Raw genomic sequence first — 17,493 nt, forward strand, 5'->3', positions numbered from 1 at the left:
CCAGCACCGGCACGGTTCAGGATGCGCCTCCAAGCCCAGCCGCAATCACAATATGCTGGCAGACATTGTCGACGTCGCGGATGACGTCGTCATTCCAGAACCGAAGGACGGTCCAGCCATCTTGTCCGAGGTGCGATGTCCGCGTTTCATCCCCGGCAGCCGCGCCGGCGTCCGCATGCTGGGAGCCATCGACTTCGATGACCAGCTTCTTCTCCGGGCAAGCGAAATCGACGATGTAGCCGGCAATCGGAAATTGTCGCCGGAAGCCAAGCCCCATCAGCCGGTGGGCACGAAGTTCGTTCCAGAGCTTGAGTTCGGCTGGCGTCAGGACTTTGCGCATCGATCTGGCGTTTGCGCGATGTCGAGGCGATAGAGGCGTGTGCGGCATTACGATGCTGGGTGGTTGCCGAGGCTTGCGCTCTATGGCGCCCCCCTCTGTCCTGCCGGACATCTCCCCCACTTGGGGGGAGATTGGCTGTACTTCCTACGGCGTCAGTTCAATTTCCTCCGTCTCGCCGCCATTGCAGGTGTAGCAGCAATCCTCGCATCTTTCCTTGTTGTTGGGGCCGACGCCCCAATAGGTTCCCTCGTCGCCGTCGACCCAGGCGCCGTAGCAGATGGACTCGCCTTCGTCGCACGAGACCGGGATCTGCTTGGTCTCGCCATCGTCGAGATAAAAATCCTTGTCGTTGCCCGGCCAGACATAGTCGCGGTCCTGGCTGTAGAGCTCGAGGCGCATGGCGTTGGGATGGCTGTTCTTGACGGCGAAGGTGATGTCGGCGGCGTGCGCGGCCGGCGCAAACAGCGCGGCAAGTGACAGCGCGACGACGACGCGGCGCAGACAAGTGAAAGACATGGTGTTCCCCCGAGGCAAATCGGCCCCCCGGCCGAGGGAATCAGCATCGCACGATGGCGGCGGAGATTGAAGGGCGGGGCGTGACTGATTTTGGGGGGATTGGTGAAGGTGGCGGAACTGCTGATCTCCCCCCTCGTGGGGGAGATGCCTGGCAAGAGGGGGGCGCTGTCCCGCCGACCTCTCATTCCTGCAGCCGCGTCATTTCAATTTTAGGCTTGCTGATCCATACGCTGGCGATCCTTCGCGCCCCCCTCTGTCCTGCCGGACATCTCCCCCACGAGGGGGGAGATTAGCAGCTTCGGCACCCCCACTACTCAACCAGATCGATCGTCTCGGTCGTCTTCTCCACGCAGATGAAACAGCACGTATCGCACGGCTGGTCATTGTCCGGCCCGACCCCCGCCGAAATCGCATCGTTGCCATTCACCCAGGCGCCGTAGCAGATGTTTTCGCCCTGAGAGCACGAGATCGGCACCGATTTCTGCGAGTTGGGCTCGATCAGAAACACCTGGTCGCCCCCCGGCCACGACATCTTGCGGTCACGGCTGAACAGCTCCACCGCCACCGCCTGGCTGCGCAGGTTCTTGACGAAGAACGCCATGTCGGCGGCATGCGCCGGGGTGGCGATGAGGAGGACGGCAAGGGTGAGGCGGAGCATGGCGGCGGGTTTCCGAATCGGAGACGCACGCTCGCATGGTCGGGGAAGAAGCGCCATCTTCCCTTCTCCCCCTGTGGGAGAAGGTGGCCTCGCGAAGCGAGGCCGGATGAGGGGTGTTCCAGGGAACGCAAGCGTCTCACTCCGCTGGAACACCCCTCATCCGGCTCGGCGCTATCGCGCCGATCCACCTTCCCCCACAAGGGGGGAAGGAAAAGTCAGCGCCCCACCTTCACATGCGGAGCCAGCCGCCGGATCGCGTCAATCACCTCGGCGACTTCAGCAACGTCCAGATCCAGCCGGCAAACGTCAGCACCAGGAACGGATAGCCGGCGGCGGGCAGCGGCGCCGAGGTGGGCAGCAAGGGCGCGCCCCACCATGCCCACCGTCACGACAAACAGGATGGCGCGCCGGCGAGCCGCATCCAGAGCGCAAAGGTATTCGCCGCGGCGATCAGAACGAGTGCCGCCGCCCACAGCGAAATGCCGCCGACATAGGAGGGCACGCTGGCCTCCAGCCCCGCCGCATTGCCGGCCAAAAGCAGGCTTTCGCCGGCGAGGAAGGTGAGGAAGCCCGCGGCTATGCAGTCATTGCCCAGCCGCTGGTATTTCATGGTCAGCAGCGCGGTTGCCATCACAAGCGCCACGCCGTCGATCGCCCAGAGTGTTTCACGCAGCGGAGCGCTGGTGACGAAGGTGCCGGCCAGGCCGAAGGCGCCACCGATGGCCAGGCCGATTGCGGCGATGGTGTCTGACGTGGTGCGCATGCGGGTTCTCCCAAAGCCGGAGAGAAGGATACGCTAAGGTAGAGGGTTGTTGAAGGCGTGGGCTCTTTCGCAGAGCCCCTTGCAAACATTCAAACTCCATTTGATAGCGCAAGTGGTGGACAGACAGAAATAATGATCGTGCCAGAGAAAAAAGTCCTTGATCCCGGATTCGGGACGGCCTCTCAGTTGAAATCGGCAGAAATATCTTGAAAGTGCCGGTATGGGGACGAATCAATCCGAAAAGTTGAGCAACGCGAGCTTTGCCGCGACGCGCTCTGAGCGCATTTCAGAATATAAGAACCGCCGGCAAGCCTTCGACTACGAAAAGGTGCCCGCACCTTCCGTCGACGATTTTAAAGCCAAAGGGTGGGAATTCGACAAGGCGCTCAAAACAGGCATACGTCTAAGACGGCCAAAGTCAAATGTGGAAATGTTGGAGAACAGATTTTGGTCCGTTCTCTACCTGCTTGGTTTTGAGCAACTCAACGTCGGGCATGAATTCGTCGTTCCCATAGACGCCGATGGCGATCGCATTGCGAAGAAAATAAGCGTCCTTGGAATCGATGAGGATACGATCGTTGTTGCGGATTGCCAAACAGCCGAAAGCCTTCGGCGGAAGAGCGCTTTCAGTTTGGTGGCAGATCTCGACACGCACAAGCGTGCAATAGCCAACACCCTCAGGAAGTTTCTGGGTGACGGCTCCGGTCGAAAAATAATCTGGTGCGTCGTGACGTCTCAAGTTCGTTGGTTGGAAGGAGATTTGGCGAAAGCGAAGGAAAAACAAGTGCATGTTCTGCGGGAGCAGGAGTTGCGATATTTTCAGGAAATTGCAAAGACACTTGGCCGCGCCGCAAAGCACCAATTTGTCGCGGAGTTTCTAAGCGGCCAGAAAATTCCTGCATTAGCCAACAGGTATGTTTCCGCGTCCCGATTTAAGCTCGGGGGCCGAACAGCTTACGCGTTTACAGTACCAGCCAAGGAACTGCTCCGGCGCGCATTCGTGAATCACCGAGACCTTCGCGATCCTTCTGGAGCTCCATCATATCAGCGGCTGATCGACTCTAAGCGTATCAAAGCCATTGCGAGCTTTCTCTCCAAAGGCGGATATTTTGCTAACTCGATTATTGTGAGCTTTCACATCCCGGTCAGATTCGACCAAGGAAGTCGCGATGACGAGTCAGACGTGCGCTTTGGCAAACTTTACCTGCCGGAATCGTACAAGACCTGTTGGGTGATTGACGGACAACATCGCCTGTATGGCGCCTCTTTGATGGAGGAGGGCATCGATCCGATCATACCCGTTGTAGCTTTGAGAAGCTTCCAGCCACCGAAGAGGCCATCCTTTTCACAACTATCAATAAGGAACAAAAGCAGGTGCAGCCGCGGCTTTTGGACGAACTGGATGGGGAACTGAAATGGGACTCAGACGACCCGGAAGAATCAGCGAGAGGCATCGCAGCTCGCTCGCTAGACCAACTTCGACATGAGATTGCTGGCCCGTTTGAAGATCGCTTCGCCCCGCCTGGCGTTCCTGCTACCAAGAACCAGGTTCTAGCGCTGCCTCAGATCAAACTGGCCCTTCTAAAAAGTGGTCTACTTGGACGGCGCTCTAGCCGAGATGGCTCATACCTGCCTGGCGCCCTGACCGGCGGAACTAAAAAATCAACATTAGAAAATACGTCGCAATTTCTCAGCGCGTATTTTTCGGCGGTCCGCGCGGCCAATGTCGCTCGGTGGGAAGCCGGACCTCCACAGCTTCTCTGCTACAACCCCGCCATCCAGGCTCACTTAAGACTATGTGGCGAAGTTGTGAGACACCTGACCCAATACTCGAAACTGGACCCCCATGAGAGCGACCCAGAGGTTATTGTCGAAAAAATCATCGGATTCTGTAATTCGCTCTTCGACTTCATATCGAACGGTACCGACGAAGCCTTTAAGGATCGGTTCTACGTTCCGTTTGGATCTGGTGGACCGGCGCGATATTTTTACCGGGCTGCCGAATTGGTGGCTCAAGCCAACTCCAATTTCGACCCGGACGGCCTCAAAGAATTTCTGGCCGGTACGAACAAGGATACTCGTGAGGAATGTAATCGCCTGGTTTCTTGGATCACAGACGAAGTCCATGGCTTTGTTGTTAGACGGTTACGAGACGAGCATGGGGATGACTTCTTCAACGTAGCGGTGCGGAACAAAGAAATAAAAAAGAAGGCATACGAAAAAAGCTTGGACGATCCAGCGGGACCGAAGCCTCTAGAAACATATCTAGATCTGATTGAGTTGAAGAAAATAGTGGAAACACCCGAGAACTGGCCTCTGTTCAAGGAGGCCCTCAGCTTTCCGCTGCCCGAACAATCGAAGGGCTTGGCAAAGTATCTCAAGTGGCTCGAAGATTTTAACGAAGTCCGGAAAATTTGGGCACATCCTTACGGACGTTCATACTCCGACGACGACGTCGCACTGCTTGAATTCATCCAAAGCGAGTTGAGAAAGAGGCTCGCGTAATGCTTTTTCGTACACCTGGTTCAATTATTTCTCCGCTCAAATGGGCCGGGGGGAAAAGGTGGTTGGCTAACCGCCACCAGGCTCTTTTCCCCAAGCAATTCAACCGCTATTTCGAACCCTTCTTGGGCGGCGCTTCGATCTTTCTTGCGCTGAGGCCAGAGAGCGCGGTCCTGTCAGACGCAAACGCGGAACTGGTCGAGATGTATAAGGCGATCAGAGATGACTGGTCGTCTGTTTCTGAGAAGCTACGATGGCACAGTGAACTTCACAGCGAGGCTCACTATTATCGGCAGCGCAGCGCTCCTCCAATGGAACGGTTCGAGCGTGCGGCGTGGTTTTTGTATATGAATCGCGCTTGTTACAACGGGCTTTACCGCGTGAATAGGCGAGGCGAATTCAATGTACCAAAGGGATCAAAATCGGAAATTTTGCTAGATACCGATGACTTTGCCGAGGTGTCCTCGGCCATGGCGAAGGCCGATCTCATATCCGATGATTTCGAAGCGATAGTTGACATGTCAGCCAGTGGAGATTTTGTTTATCTAGATCCGCCTTATACCGTAAAGCACAACAACAACGGATTTAACAAATATAACGAAAAATTGTTCTCTTGGTCTGACCAAGAGCGGTTAGCCAAATCGGTCGAACGAGCTAAGGCCAGAGGTGTAACGCTGATTGTAAGCAATGCGAACCATCAAAGTCTATTGGAACTTTATGAAGGTTTCGGCGAAATAGTCGAACTCACGAGACACAGCACCATAGGCGGCCTCAAGGCGTCTCGTGCAGCGGTTACAGAGATTTTGGTTCGTATTGGGTTTGACTCTTAATCGCCCATCTTCAAGGCCTGGATAAACGCCTCCTGCGGGATATCCACCTTCCCAAATTGCCGCATCCGCTTCTTGCCCTCTTTTTGCTTGTCCAGCAGCTTACGCTTGCGGGACACGTCGCCGCCGTAGCACTTGGCGGTGACGTCCTTGCGTAGCGCCGAGATGGTTTCGCGGGCGATGACCTTGCCGCCGATGGCGGCCTGGATAGGGATCTTGAACAGATGGTTCGGGATCAGCTCCTTCAGCTTCTCGCACATCTGCCGGCCGCGCTTTTCCGCCGCCGTGCGGTGAACCAGCATGGACAGCGCGTCGACCGGCTCTTCATTGACCAGGATCGACATCTTCACCAGATCGCCTTCCTTGTAGTCGGTCAGGTGATAGTCGAACGAGGCGTAGCCCTTGGAGATCGATTTTAGGCGATCATAGAAGTCGAAGACGACTTCGTTGAGCGGTAGATCGTAGATCAGCATGGCGCGCTTGCCGACATAGGACAGGTCGGCCTGGATGCCGCGCCGGTCCTGGCAAAGCTTCAGGATGCCGCCGAGATAGTCGTCGGGGGTCAGGATGGTGGCGCGGATCCACGGCTCCTCGATGGCCGAGATTTTCACCACGTCGGGCATGTCGGCGGGGTTGTGCAGTTCCTTGACCGAGCCGTCATTGAGCAGCAGCCGGTAGACGACGCTCGGCGCGGTGGCGATCAGGTCGAGGTTGAACTCGCGCTCCAGCCGCTCCTGGATGATTTCGAGATGCAAAAGGCCGAGGAAGCCGCAGCGATAGCCGAAGCCGAGTGCTGCGCTGGTTTCCATCTCATAGGAGAAGGACGCGTCGTTGAGGCGCAATTTGCCGACGGCGGCGCGCAGATCCTCGAAATCGGCGGCGTCGACCGGGAACAGGCCGCAAAACACCACCGGCTGCGCCGGCTTGAAGCCGGGCAAAGCGTGCGCGGTCTGGCGCTTATCCTCGGTGATGGTGTCGCCGACGCGAGTGTCGGCCACTTCCTTGATCGAGCCGGTGAAGAAGCCGAACTCGCCGGGGCCGAGCTCGTCGACATTGATGCGGGCGGGCGTGAACACGCCGGTGCGCTCGACCAGATGTTTTGCGCCGGTACCCATCATGCGGATGGTCGCACCCTTTTTCAGCACGCCGTCGATGATGCGCACCAGAACGATGACGCCGAGATAGGCGTCGTACCAGCTGTCGACCAGCATGGCCTTCAGCGGTGCTGACGCATCGCCCTCGCGCGGCGGCGGCAATTGGTGGACGATGGCTTCGAGCACATCGGGAATGCCGACACCGGTCTTGGCCGAGATCAGCACGGCGTTGGAGGCATCGATGCCGATGACCTCCTCGACCTGCTCGCGGATGCGCTCGGGCTCGGCGGCCGGCAGGTCGACCTTGTTCAGCACCACGACGATCTCGTGGTTGTTGTCGATGGCCTGGTAGACATTGGCCAGCGTCTGCGCCTCGACTCCCTGTGAGGCGTCGACGACCAGCAGCGAACCCTCGCAGGCGGCCAGCGAGCGCGACACTTCATAGGCGAAGTCGACATGGCCGGGCGTGTCGATCAGGTTGAGGATATAGTCCTCGCCATTGTTGGCGCGGTATTTCAGCCGCACCGTCTGCGCCTTGATGGTGATGCCGCGCTCGCGCTCGATGTCCATCGAGTCCAGCACCTGCTCCTTCATGTCGCGCAGCTCCAGCCCGCCGGTGGACTGGATCAGCCGGTCGGCAAGCGTGGATTTGCCATGGTCGATATGGGCGACGATGGAGAAATTGCGGATGTGGTCGAGAGGCGTGCTCATGGCGCGCGCTTTAGCAGGGGCGGGTTGCAGGGGCAAGCGGGGTGGCGGTGCCCTTGCCTTCTCCCCTTGTGGGAGAAGGTGGATCGGCGCGCAGCGCCGAGACGGATGAGGGGTGTTCCAGCTTGACGCCGACGTTCTTTCACCGCCATGGCTGCAAACTGACATCCCTTACATAAGCGATTATCGTGGTGCAGACGCTGTCCATGTCTTTCAGGACATCGTCGTTCCAAAAGCGCAACACACGAAAGCCTCTCGCCTCCAGTTCCGTTCTACGGGCCTGGTCTGACTCTGAGTCCGCATGCTGACTCCCATCGATCTCGATGATGAGGAGTGATTCAAGACAAGCGAAATCGGCGACGTATTTTCCAACAGGAACTTGGCGCCGAAATTTGATCCGATCGAGCCTGCGGTCACGTAGTTCGTGCCACAGTTTGTCTTCCGCCTCCGTCATTTCACGTCGGAGCGAACGGGCAAAGTTTCGTTTGGCAGGAGCGACGGGCTGATGTGGCATGACGTTAGATTAACCAACGTCTCACTCCGCTGGAACACCCCTCATCCGTCTCGGCGCTTCGCGCCGATCCACCTTCTCCCACAAGGGGAGAAGGCAACGACGCGTCCGCCCCCAATCACGAAGCGGTGAACCATGTAACGAAGCCTCGGGCAGCGACGAAGTGTGGGATGAACCCGCCGCAACGGAGACCCCCGATGACTGGACTTAACCCGAAACGCGCCGGCATGCTGGCTGCCGTAGGCGCCGCGCTGATGATGCTTGGCGGCACCGCCTTCGCCCAGCCGCTCACCGTGGTCGAATTGTTCACCAGCCAGGGCTGTTCGTCTTGCCCGCCGGCCAATGCCAACCTGATCAAGGTCAAGGACGAGCCGGGCGTTCTGGCGCTGTCGTTCAACGTCACCTACTGGGACTATCTCGGCTGGAAGGACATTTTCGGCCGCGAGGAATTTACCCAGCGCCAGGTGCGCTATGAGCCGTCGCTCGGCCGCTCCGGCCCGTTCACGCCGCAGGTCGTGGTCAATGGCGGTGCCGATGCGGTGGGTGCAGCGCCCGGCGAGATCGAGCAGCTGATTTCCGCGAGCGGTCACACGAACGGGCCGACGCTGTCGCTCGACGGCGGCAAGATCAGCATCGGCGCCGGCAAGGCTCCGGGCGGAAAGGCCGATGTCTGGCTGGTCCGCTACAACAAGGGCGTCGTCGAAGTGCCGGTGGCGCGCGGCGAGAATACCGGGCGCACGCTGCCGCATGCCAATGTCGTGCACTCGCTGGAGAAACTCGGCAGCTGGAGCGGCGACGCCACCACACTGCCGCTGCCGGCGGCAAGCGGCGGGCTGAGCACCGCGGTGCTGGTGCAGTCGCCGGGTGGTGGGCCGATCCTGGCTGCAGCCGCCGACTGATTCTTTTTCTACGCAACGCCGCTAGCGCGGCATAACCGGGCTCGCATCCGCGCGCCCTCTTCAAGGAGGAAATACCATCATGACCAAGACCCTGACCGCGCTCGCTTTTGCGCTTTCGATGACCGCCTTCGCCTCCGGCGCCCGCGGGGACGAAGCGACCAACGCCATGAAGCCGGCGATGGCAACTGATGCGATGAAGCCCGCGACCGATGCCATGGCGCCGGCGACCGATGCCATCAAGCCAGCCGACCCAATGGCGACGAATGCGATGAAACCCGCCACCGACGCCATGAAACCGGCCGATGCCATGAAACCCGCAACGGATGCGATGAAGCCGGCGGACGCCATGGCGCCCGCGCAATAAGGCTTGGTCCCATGGCCCGGCCGCACAGTGGCCGGGCCGGCGCACGGCAATTTGAGAAACCTGGCGGGACGTTCTGTCGTATAGTCTTCGCCACCATCAAGGAGATCAGACATGACCGGCATTGCAAGGACGAGAACGCCGATCTTCAAGAGCGCGCTTGCCGCGCTCATCGTCGCCGCCGCCGCGGCCGCCTTCTGGCAGAGCCCTGCGCGCTCGGCCGAGGACGCGGTGGTGATCCCGCCGCCGGCAATGGACGAGAAGGCCGCCAGCGGCAGCGAGAAGGCTATCTTCGCCGGCGGCTGCTTCTGGGGCGTGCAGGGCGTGTTCCAGCACGTCAAGGGCGTGACCAAGGCCGTCTCCGGCTACACCGGCGGCGCCAAGGATGACGCCGTCTACGAAACGGTGGGCAGCGGCCGCACCGGCCACGCCGAATCGGTCGAGATCACCTACGATCCGTCCAAGGTGACCTACGGCCAGCTGCTGCAGGTCTATTTCTCGGTCGCCCACAACCCGACGCAGCGGAACTATCAAGGGCCGGACTCGGGCACCCAGTACCGCTCGACCATCTTTGCCGAGAATGGCGAGCAGCAGAAGATCGCACAGAGCTACATCGCCCAGCTCGACCAGGCGAAGGTGTTTGCCAAGCCGATCGTCACCACGTTGGAGACGGGCAAAACCTTCTATCCGGCCGAGGAATATCACCAGGACTTTCTGACGCTGAACCCGACCTACCCCTACATCGTCTACAACGACCTGCCCAAGGTGGCGAATTTGAAGGCGCTGTTCCCGGGGTTGTACAGCGAGAAGCCGGTGCTCGTGCTGGCGGGGAAGAGCTGAGCACCTAATCTCCCCCCTCGAGGGGGAGATGTCGCCGGAGGCGACAGAGGGGGTCGGTCCGACCGGACGCGACCTCCTGCGGCAGAAGAAGGTTAGCGCTCCACGGGCGGCGACCCCCTCTGGCCTGCCGGCCATCTCCCCCTCAAGGGGGGAGATCAGCTCCCCTCAATCATACGTCAGATCCGTCGCCTTCCCGCCGAACACCCGATACGCATAGAACGAATAGAAGATGATCACCGGCAGCACGACCACCGTGCCGGCGAGGATGATGGCCAGGCTTTCCGTCGCCGACGCCGCCTGCCAGATGGTCAGCCTGTCGGGCACCACGAAAGGATAGAACGACCAGGCAAGCCCGGCAAAGCCGAGCGCGAAAATGGCGGCGAGCGTCAGGAACGGCCGCAGCGCGTGGCGATCGTCGGGCTTGGGCAGATGGAAGGTCTGCCGCCACAGCCACAGGAACAGCAGCGCCGACAGGATCGGCAGCGGCGACAGATAGAGCATTTCGGGCCAGACGAACCATTTGGCGAAGATACGCGGACTGGCGAATGGGGTCGCCAGCGACACCGCCGCCATGCCGAGCGCGGTCAGCACCAGGGCTGTCCGCAGCCAGGCCACCGCCTTCCTCTGCAATTCGCCCTCGGTCTTGTAGATGACCCAGGCCGCGCCCATCGCTGCATAGGCCGCGGACAGGCAGAGCGCCACCAGCGCCCCGAAAGCGATGCCGCCAAAGCCGACATCGAGGCCAAGCACATAGACGCCGAGCATATAGCCTTGCGCCAGCGAGGCGATGACGGAACCGAGGAAGAAAATGCGGTTCCAGCGGTGCTTCTTGCCGGCGGGCACTTTGGCGCGGAAATCGAAGGCGACGCCGCGCAGGATGAGGCCAACCAAAAGCACGAAGACCGGAATGTAGAGCGCGGTGAGGATAACGCCATGCGCCAGCGGAAAGGCGACCAGGAGCAGGCCGACGGCCAGCACCAGCCAGGTCTCGTTGGCATCCCAGAACGGGCCTATTGCCGCGATCATGGTGTCCTGCTCGGCATCTTCGGCGACCGAGAACAGGATGCCGATGCCGAGATCGAAACCGTCGAGAATGACGTAGATCAGGATGGCGAGGCCCATCAGGCCGGCGAAGATCAGGGGCAGCGCGGTTGGCCAGTCGAAGCTCATCGGTCTGTCATCCCTCTCATCAACGGTTCTGCCCTTCGCTATGGCTCCGGGCGTTCGTCATTCGAAAAGCCAAATCGTTGGCTTTTCGTCCGCTACGCGGACCATTCCTCACTCCGCTGCGGCCGGTTGCGACATCGCCGTCTTCATCACGCCCGGCAGCGGCGAGGTATCGCCGTCCTTGGCGGCCTTCAGCGCCAGGTGCACCAGCACGCCGAGATAGGCGATCAACAGCAGCACATAGAGGATGAGATAGATGGCGAGCGTCAGCGCGACATGGCTGCCGGCGACCGGGCCGATAGCGTCGGCGGTTTTCAGCACGCCAGTCACCAGCCAGGGTTGACGGCCGATTTCGGTGGTGTACCAGCCGGCCAGTGTCGCCAGCCAGCCCGACAGCGCCATCGGCACCATCAGCATGGCGAGCGGCCTCGGCAGGCTGTGGCGGCGCTTGAGGAAGAAAGTCGCCGACCACGAGACGATGAGCATCAAAATGCCGGTGCCGACCATGATGCGGAAGCCCCAGAACACCGGGAAGACCGGCGGATGCAGGCCGGGATAGTCGTTGAGCCCCGGCACGATACCGCTGGTGGAATGGCGCAGCACCAGGCTGGCGCCGTCGGGAATGGCGATCTCGAATTTGTTTTCCTTCGCCGCCTCGTCGGGCAGCGCAAACAGCACCAGCGGCACGTTGGGGCCGGTATTCCAGTTCGCCTCCATGGCGGCGATCTTCTGCGGCTGGTGCTCCAGCGTATTCAGCCCGTGCTGGTCGCCGGCGAAGATCTGGATCGGGATCAGGATGGCGGCGGTGAAGACGCCGGTGCGCAGCGCCTTCCACATCGATTCCGACCGGTCGCCGGTGAGATAGCGCAGCGCCGAGAGGCCGGCGATCAGGAACGACACCGTCAGGCCGGAGGCAAGCAGCATATGCGTCAGACGGTAGGGCATGGACGGGTTGAAGACGATCGCCCACCAGTCGACGGGATGCGCCTTGCCGTCGATCATCTCGAAGCCGGCCGGCGTCTGCATCCAGGAGTTCAGCGCAATGATCCAGAAGGCCGACAGCGTGGTGCCGCCGGCGACCAACACCGTCGCCAGCGTGTGGACGCGGTTGGAGACGCGGCGGAAGCCGAACAGCATGATGCCGAGGAAGGCCGCTTCGAGGAAGAAGGCGGTGAGGATCTCGTAGGCAAGCAGCGGCCCGGCGATGTTGCCGACCCTTTCCATATAGCCCGGCCAGTTGGTGCCGAACTGGAAGCTCATGGTGACGCCCGAGACCACGCCCATGGCGAAGGACAGCGCGAACACCTTCACCCAGGTGAAATAGGCGCGCATCCAGGCGGAATCATTGGTGGCGTTGTAGCGGAGCTTGAAGAACAGCAGCACCCAGCCAAGCGCAATCGTGATGGTCGGAAACAGGATGTGGAACGAGATATTCGCCCCGAACTGCATTCGCGACAGGATGAGCGGGTCCATGCGGGCTCCGGCTGCTGTTGTTGGCGCAGAATAGGCGGCGGATGCGGTCCGGTCAAAGCGGCTTGGCGTCACGCGGGGCGCGTTGTCGCAGCAGACGGGACCAATCCGTCAGTGCCCCGCAGCACTCTTGAAACGAAACGGCAAAGGGAACGTTTGTCCACAATTGTCAGCAGCGGCATTGACTTCCGAGCCTGCGCACCGACATTCAGCGCAATAATAATCCTCGCCTCTTGCAAACAGTCGTTTCCGGCCTCATGCCTTCCACTAATTTGCCTTCCATCATTTCGATTTCCGGGGTCACCAAGACCTACGCCACCGGCTTCAAGGCGCTGAAGGAAATCAACCTCGACATCGAACGCGGCGAGATTTTCGCGCTGCTGGGGCCGAACGGCGCCGGCAAGACGACGCTGATCTCGATCGTCTGCGGCATCGTCAACCGTTCGTCGGGAACGGTGACCGTCGACGGCCACGACATCAACCGAGACTACCGCGCCGCGCGCAGTCTGATCGGGCTGGTGCCGCAGGAGCTGACCATCGACGCGTTCGAGAGCGTCTGGGCAACCGTCACCTACAGCCGCGGCCTGTTTGGCAAGGCGCCCAATCCGGGCTTCGTCGAAAAGGTGCTGCGCGACCTGTCGTTGTGGGACAAGAAGGACGCCAAGGCGATCACGCTGTCGGGCGGCATGAAGCGGCGGCTGATGATTGCAAAGGCGCTGTCGCATGAGCCGCGCATCCTGTTCCTCGACGAACCCACGGCCGGCGTCGACGTCGAACTGCGCCAGGACATGTTGGCGATGGTGCGACGGTTGCGCGACGACGGCGTCACCATCATCCTCACCACGCACTATATCGAAGAGGCCGAGGCGATGGCCGACCGTGTCGGCGTCATCAACCGCGGCGAGATCATCCTGGTCGAGGGCAAGGCCGAACTGATGCGCAAGCTCGGCCGCAAGCGCCTGATCGTGGAATTGCGCAACCCGCTCACCGCCATTCCCGATGCATTCTCGCACTACGCCTTGGAGCTGTCGGGCGATGGCACACAGCTGACCTACACCTATGACAACCAGAGCGAACGCCCCGGCGTCGCATCGCTGCTGCGCGAACTCGAGACGGCCGGCATCCAGTTCCGCGACATGGACACGCAAAACAGCTCGCTCGAGGAGATCTTCGTCAATCTGTTGAGGCAAGAGCCATGAATTGGCGAGCAGTATGGGCGATCTACCGGGTCGAGATGGCGCGTGCGTTCCGCACCGTGCTGCAGAGCATCGTCTCGCCGGTGATCTCGACATCGCTTTATTTCGTCGTCTTCGGCTCGGCCATCGGCTCGCGCATCACCGAGATTGACGGCATCAGCTACGGCGCCTTCATCGTGCCGGGGCTGATCATGCTGTCGCTGTTGACGCAGTCGATCTCCAACGCCTCCTTTGCCATCTATTTCCCGAAATTCGTCGGCTCCATCTACGAGCTCTTGTCGGCGCCGGTGTCGTATCTGGAGATCGTCATCGCCTATGTCGGCGGCGCCGCGACCAAGTCGATCATCCTCGGCCTGATCATCCTGGCGACGGCCTCGCTGTTCGTGCCGCTCACCATCCAGCATCCGTTCTGGATGCTGGCCTTCCTTGTCTTGACGGCGGTGACCTTCAGCCTGTTCGGCTTCATCATCGGCATCTGGGCGAAAAGCTTCGAGCAATTGCAGCTGGTGCCGCTGTTGATCATCACGCCGCTGACCTTCCTCGGCGGCAGCTTCTATTCGATCAACATGCTGCCCGAGACCTGGCGCACGGTGACGCTGTTCAACCCGGTCGTCTACCTGATCAGCGGTTTCCGCTGGAGCTTTTACGGCAAGTCCGATGTCTCGGTCGCCGTCAGCCTGGGCATGACGATGGTGTTCCTCGCCATCTGCATCGCCATCGTCGCCTGGATCTTCCGCACCGGCTACCGGCTGCGCAACTGACCCTGCCGCTCTAAAGCGCGTCGCGTTTGAACGGGACTCAGGCGACGCGCATTAGGTCTTTGTTCTTATGCATGTCGTTTGCTCAAAACCGGGACCACTTTTGAGCAACATGCAAATGGGCGATCGCCCGTGCGCCGGTCAAATCAACAGTTTTGCTGGGGGCAAATTGGCCACGTTGGCCGCCACGCTTCTTGCTAGATCGCCTTGATGAGGCGCAGCAACCCCAGCATCTCGATCAGCCTGCCCTCGCGGAAGGCGATGTAGGTCGGTTCTTCGACGCCATGGAAGCGGCGCTTGAACGCCGCCTGGCCCTTGAGGTTGAACTTGCTGCGGTTGACCCAGGGCGACTCATAGGCCCGCTCGAAGGCGTTGCGCCAGAAGCTCGATTCGGCAAAGCTGTTGGCTCCGACATCGAGCATCGGCGACAGGCCGAGCGTGACGACCGAAATGCCCTCATTGCGAAAGCGGTCGACGGCGAATTTGGTCAGCCCGATTTCGGCATGCGGCGAGGCATCGATGTGCTTGCGCTTGAACGAGGTGGTGTAGCCGATCACCATGCCGCCGCTGAACATCGGATCGAAATCGAGCAAGGCGACGAGCTCGCCTTCCGGGCTGTAGAGCACGAAACGGCGCATATCGATGCCGAGATGATCGGCAAAGGGCCTGTTGAGGAAGGCCATCTCCCAGCGCTTGACGATGCGGTCGGCCCGCCAGTTCTGCGACAGGCGCTGGACCTCGTCGAGATAGACCGCTCCTTCGCCAAAGGAAAACCCCTTCTTCAAGAGCCAGCGTTCGGAATAGCGCACGCTTTCGTTGCGCTTGCCGGAAAAATCGTGAGCCGGCAGCTCCAGCCGCGTGTCGACGCCGAGGCGGTTGACCTGGTAGCCGAGCCCGGCCAGAACGCGCGCCGTCGGTTCGCCGATCTGCACGAACCACGGGCTGTCGGCGGCTTCGACAAAGCGCCTGATATAGTCGGGCCGATCGGCCGGATGGGCCACCGGGTCACCGAGCGCGAAATGGTGCTTCATCTTGGTGCCGAAGGCGATGTAGCCGTCGGCGTCGCCGAAATAGGACAGTTTTTGCTGCACGGCGGTCGAATAGGCCAGCGAGAAGTCGCCGTGCCGGCGGACAAGCGCCAGCCGCTCGACATGCGAAAAATCCTGGCGCGGCACCTTGGCTGCGGCGCCCTCCAGCAGTCTGTCAAGAAAGATACGCAAGGAGGGCATGGTCGAGCTTCCGCGTGCCGATGATAAACAGGCTTGCCCCCAAGGCCTCGAATCAGTCGCATTGACGCGACCTCATTATCGATCATATCGCCCCTGTGCCATATGGGACGTGCCATATAGGACGGGTCCCCATGGCGCACCTGAAAGGGAATCTCGACCGAATGGCGGCTACGACAAGCGAAACGATGCCTATCGTCCTGGGGCCGAAAGGACTCGACGACACGGTTATCGTCATCGGCGCCGGAGCGGCGGGGCTGGCGGCCGCCGACGCGCTTGGCCGGCGCGGCGTGCGGGTCGTCGTGCTTGAAAAGGAGCCGCGGATCGCCGAACCGTGGCGACGGCGGCACGAGAAGCTGACCCTCAACACGCATCGCGCGCTATCGGCCCTGCCCGGCCTTGCCTATCCGCCACGCACCGCCGCCTTTCCGAACAAGGATGCCATCGTCGGTTATCTCGAGGATTTTGCCCGCGCGCGCGGCATAAGGGTCGAATTCGGCACCGCCGTCGAGCGGATCGAACGCAGAGGCAATGGCTGGCTCGTCCATACGGGCCGGGAAACGCTGAGCGCCCGCAATGTCATCGTCGCCACCGGCCGCGACCGCTTGCCATGGACGCCGGACTGGCAAGGCAAGGCGACTTTCACCGGCAAACTTGTCCACGCCGCCGATTTCGGCACAGCACAGGACTATGTGGGCAAAAGCGTGCTGGTGGTCGGAGCCGGAAATTCCGGCTTCGACGTGCTCAACCACCTCGCCCGCGCCGACACCAAGGCCATCTGCTTGTCAGCCAGGCAGGGTCCGTCGCTGATGCCGAAACGGATCGGCAAGGTCGCCGTGGCGCGCTTCGGCGGTTTCATGGCGATGCTGCCGACGTGGATTGCCGATGCCGCGATTGCCGCGACGCAGCGGCTGGTGTTCGGCGACCTCGCCCGCTTCGGCCTGCCGCCGGCGCCGAAAGGCGGCGCCAGCCGGCTCGGCGTCGAGCAGATCGCTATCGCCGTCGACGACGGCGCCGTCGCAGCGCTGAAGGCCGGACGGATTTCGGTGGTGGCGCCGGTGGCGGCTTTCGAAGGCGCCGGCGTGCGGCTGAACGACGGCACGGTGCTCGAGCCGGATGTGGTGATCGCGGCAACCGGCTATCGCACCGGCCTGGAGGCCATGCTGGGCGATCTCGGCGTGCTCGACGCCAAGGGCGTGCCGAAGGCCAATGGCGGCACCCCGAGCGGCCAGCCCGGCCTGTGGTTCATCGGCATGCGGCCAAGCCTGACCAGCTATTTTCACAGCGCCGGCCTGCAGGCCGAAGCGATTGCCCGTCAGATCGCCAAGGGGTTGTAGACGAGCGCTTCTGGACGGAGAACCACCGCGCACTTCGGGCTGCTGCTATGGCGCGGACTAGTGGTTCAACGCATCTGCAAGACGGATCGAATATCCTGGCGATTGGCTGAAACGCCGATCCCGTCGTCATCCACGGGCGAAGCAAGGAGCGTAGCGACGGCGCAGACCCGAGGATCCATGCCGTGACTTCTGAACTACGCTGCGTTGCAGGTTCTGCTCCGCTGCTTCCACGGCCAAGGCATGATCCCTGGGTCTCCGCGACGGAGCTTCGCTCCTGCTTCGCCCAAGGACGACGAAGTTGAGATGCTTGCGGCCAACCT

Annotated in this window: 18 protein-coding genes; 9 read left to right on the forward strand and 9 right to left on the reverse strand. The window is 61.1% G+C overall.

What is annotated here, in order from left to right:
* Positions 1-16 precede the first annotated feature (16 nt).
* The 4 genes from NKJ58_RS24780 to NKJ58_RS24795 form a co-directional block, all read right to left on the reverse strand.
* The gene (locus tag NKJ58_RS24780) at positions 17-388 is read right to left on the reverse strand and encodes an endonuclease domain-containing protein (protein WP_352854075.1); all 372 of its coding nucleotides are present in this window, start codon (positions 386-388) and stop codon (positions 17-19) included.
* Positions 389-484: 96 nt separating this feature from the next.
* Entirely contained in the window at positions 485-856 is a 372-nt protein-coding gene (locus tag NKJ58_RS24785) for a hypothetical protein (RefSeq protein ID WP_023681251.1), read from the reverse strand.
* Between the two features lie 310 nt (positions 857-1,166).
* Positions 1,167-1,514: a hypothetical protein gene (locus tag NKJ58_RS24790; RefSeq protein WP_352854023.1), complete on the reverse strand. Its 348-nt coding sequence runs from the start codon at positions 1,512-1,514 to the stop codon at positions 1,167-1,169.
* 385 nt (positions 1,515-1,899) lie between these two features.
* Positions 1,900-2,277: a hypothetical protein gene (locus NKJ58_RS24795; protein WP_352854025.1), complete on the reverse strand. Its 378-nt coding sequence runs from the start codon at positions 2,275-2,277 to the stop codon at positions 1,900-1,902.
* Positions 2,278-2,497: 220 nt separating this feature from the next.
* Here NKJ58_RS24795 and NKJ58_RS24800 point away from each other — a divergent pair, with 220 nt between their 5' ends.
* From NKJ58_RS24800 to NKJ58_RS24810, 3 genes are read left to right on the forward strand one after another with little or no spacing between them, the layout of a single operon-like run.
* The gene (locus NKJ58_RS24800) at positions 2,498-3,691 is read left to right on the forward strand and encodes a DGQHR domain-containing protein (protein WP_352854027.1); all 1,194 of its coding nucleotides are present in this window, start codon (positions 2,498-2,500) and stop codon (positions 3,689-3,691) included.
* Positions 3,667-4,782 carry a hypothetical protein gene (locus NKJ58_RS24805; protein ID WP_352854030.1) on the forward strand — a complete coding sequence of 372 codons (1,116 nt, stop codon included), beginning with the start codon at positions 3,667-3,669 and terminating at the stop codon, positions 4,780-4,782. The genes NKJ58_RS24800 and NKJ58_RS24805 overlap by 25 nt, the downstream gene beginning before the upstream one ends.
* Positions 4,782-5,609, forward strand: coding sequence for a DNA adenine methylase (locus NKJ58_RS24810; RefSeq protein WP_031249420.1), 828 nt, complete (start codon positions 4,782-4,784; stop codon positions 5,607-5,609). Before NKJ58_RS24805 ends, NKJ58_RS24810 begins: the two co-directional genes overlap by 1 nt.
* On the opposite strand, the gene lepA is transcribed toward NKJ58_RS24810, so the two are convergent.
* Complete coding sequence (gene lepA, locus NKJ58_RS24815) at positions 5,606-7,411, reverse strand: translation elongation factor 4 (protein WP_352854032.1); 1,806 nt, start codon at positions 7,409-7,411, stop codon at positions 5,606-5,608. The genes NKJ58_RS24810 and lepA overlap by 4 nt on opposite strands.
* 139 nt (positions 7,412-7,550) lie before the next feature.
* Positions 7,551-7,922, reverse strand: a complete 372-nt coding sequence (locus NKJ58_RS24820) for an endonuclease domain-containing protein (protein ID WP_023681256.1) — start codon at positions 7,920-7,922, stop codon at positions 7,551-7,553.
* Between the two features lie 194 nt (positions 7,923-8,116).
* Between NKJ58_RS24820 and NKJ58_RS24825 the strand changes: the two genes are divergently transcribed.
* The 3 genes from NKJ58_RS24825 to msrA all read left to right on the forward strand — a co-directional run bounded on the left by NKJ58_RS24825 (position 8,117) and on the right by msrA (position 10,019).
* Positions 8,117-8,818, forward strand: a complete 702-nt coding sequence (locus NKJ58_RS24825; RefSeq protein ID WP_352854035.1) for a DUF1223 domain-containing protein — start codon at positions 8,117-8,119, stop codon at positions 8,816-8,818.
* A gap of 79 nt (positions 8,819-8,897) precedes the next feature.
* Complete coding sequence (locus NKJ58_RS24830; RefSeq protein ID WP_352498511.1) at positions 8,898-9,182, forward strand: hypothetical protein; 285 nt, start codon at positions 8,898-8,900, stop codon at positions 9,180-9,182.
* Between the two features lie 111 nt (positions 9,183-9,293).
* The gene (gene msrA / locus NKJ58_RS24835) at positions 9,294-10,019 is read left to right on the forward strand and encodes a peptide-methionine (S)-S-oxide reductase MsrA (RefSeq protein ID WP_352498510.1); all 726 of its coding nucleotides are present in this window, start codon (positions 9,294-9,296) and stop codon (positions 10,017-10,019) included.
* Between the two features lie 165 nt (positions 10,020-10,184).
* Here msrA and NKJ58_RS24840 read toward each other — a convergent pair whose 3' ends face one another.
* Together NKJ58_RS24840 and NKJ58_RS24845 are read right to left on the reverse strand one after the other, a co-directional pair.
* Entirely contained in the window at positions 10,185-11,189 is a 1,005-nt protein-coding gene (locus tag NKJ58_RS24840) for a cytochrome d ubiquinol oxidase subunit II (RefSeq protein WP_023696076.1), read from the reverse strand.
* Positions 11,190-11,297: 108 nt separating this feature from the next.
* Positions 11,298-12,659, reverse strand: a complete 1,362-nt coding sequence (locus NKJ58_RS24845) for a cytochrome ubiquinol oxidase subunit I (RefSeq protein WP_352854038.1) — start codon at positions 12,657-12,659, stop codon at positions 11,298-11,300.
* Between the two features lie 269 nt (positions 12,660-12,928).
* On the opposite strand from NKJ58_RS24845, the gene NKJ58_RS24850 reads away from it, so the two are divergent.
* Together NKJ58_RS24850 and NKJ58_RS24855 are read left to right on the forward strand one after the other, a co-directional pair.
* Complete coding sequence (locus NKJ58_RS24850) at positions 12,929-13,855, forward strand: ABC transporter ATP-binding protein (protein ID WP_352854077.1); 927 nt, start codon at positions 12,929-12,931, stop codon at positions 13,853-13,855.
* Complete coding sequence (locus NKJ58_RS24855) at positions 13,852-14,613, forward strand: ABC transporter permease (protein WP_023681263.1); 762 nt, start codon at positions 13,852-13,854, stop codon at positions 14,611-14,613. The genes NKJ58_RS24850 and NKJ58_RS24855 overlap by 4 nt, the downstream gene beginning before the upstream one ends.
* A 194-nt stretch (positions 14,614-14,807) precedes the next feature.
* Here NKJ58_RS24855 and NKJ58_RS24860 read toward each other — a convergent pair whose 3' ends face one another.
* Positions 14,808-15,839 carry a phosphatidylglycerol lysyltransferase domain-containing protein gene (locus tag NKJ58_RS24860; protein ID WP_023825836.1) on the reverse strand — a complete coding sequence of 344 codons (1,032 nt, stop codon included), beginning with the start codon at positions 15,837-15,839 and terminating at the stop codon, positions 14,808-14,810.
* Between the two features lie 185 nt (positions 15,840-16,024).
* Here NKJ58_RS24860 and NKJ58_RS24865 point away from each other — a divergent pair, with 185 nt between their 5' ends.
* A complete protein-coding gene (locus NKJ58_RS24865; protein ID WP_155923588.1) occupies positions 16,025-17,173 on the forward strand; it encodes a flavin-containing monooxygenase in 1,149 nt (382 codons plus the stop codon).
* Positions 17,174-17,493: the final 320 nt, after the last annotated feature.

The organism is Mesorhizobium sp. M0139, from assembly GCF_040322455.1.
Classification (GTDB): Bacteria; Pseudomonadota; Alphaproteobacteria; order Rhizobiales; family Rhizobiaceae; genus Mesorhizobium.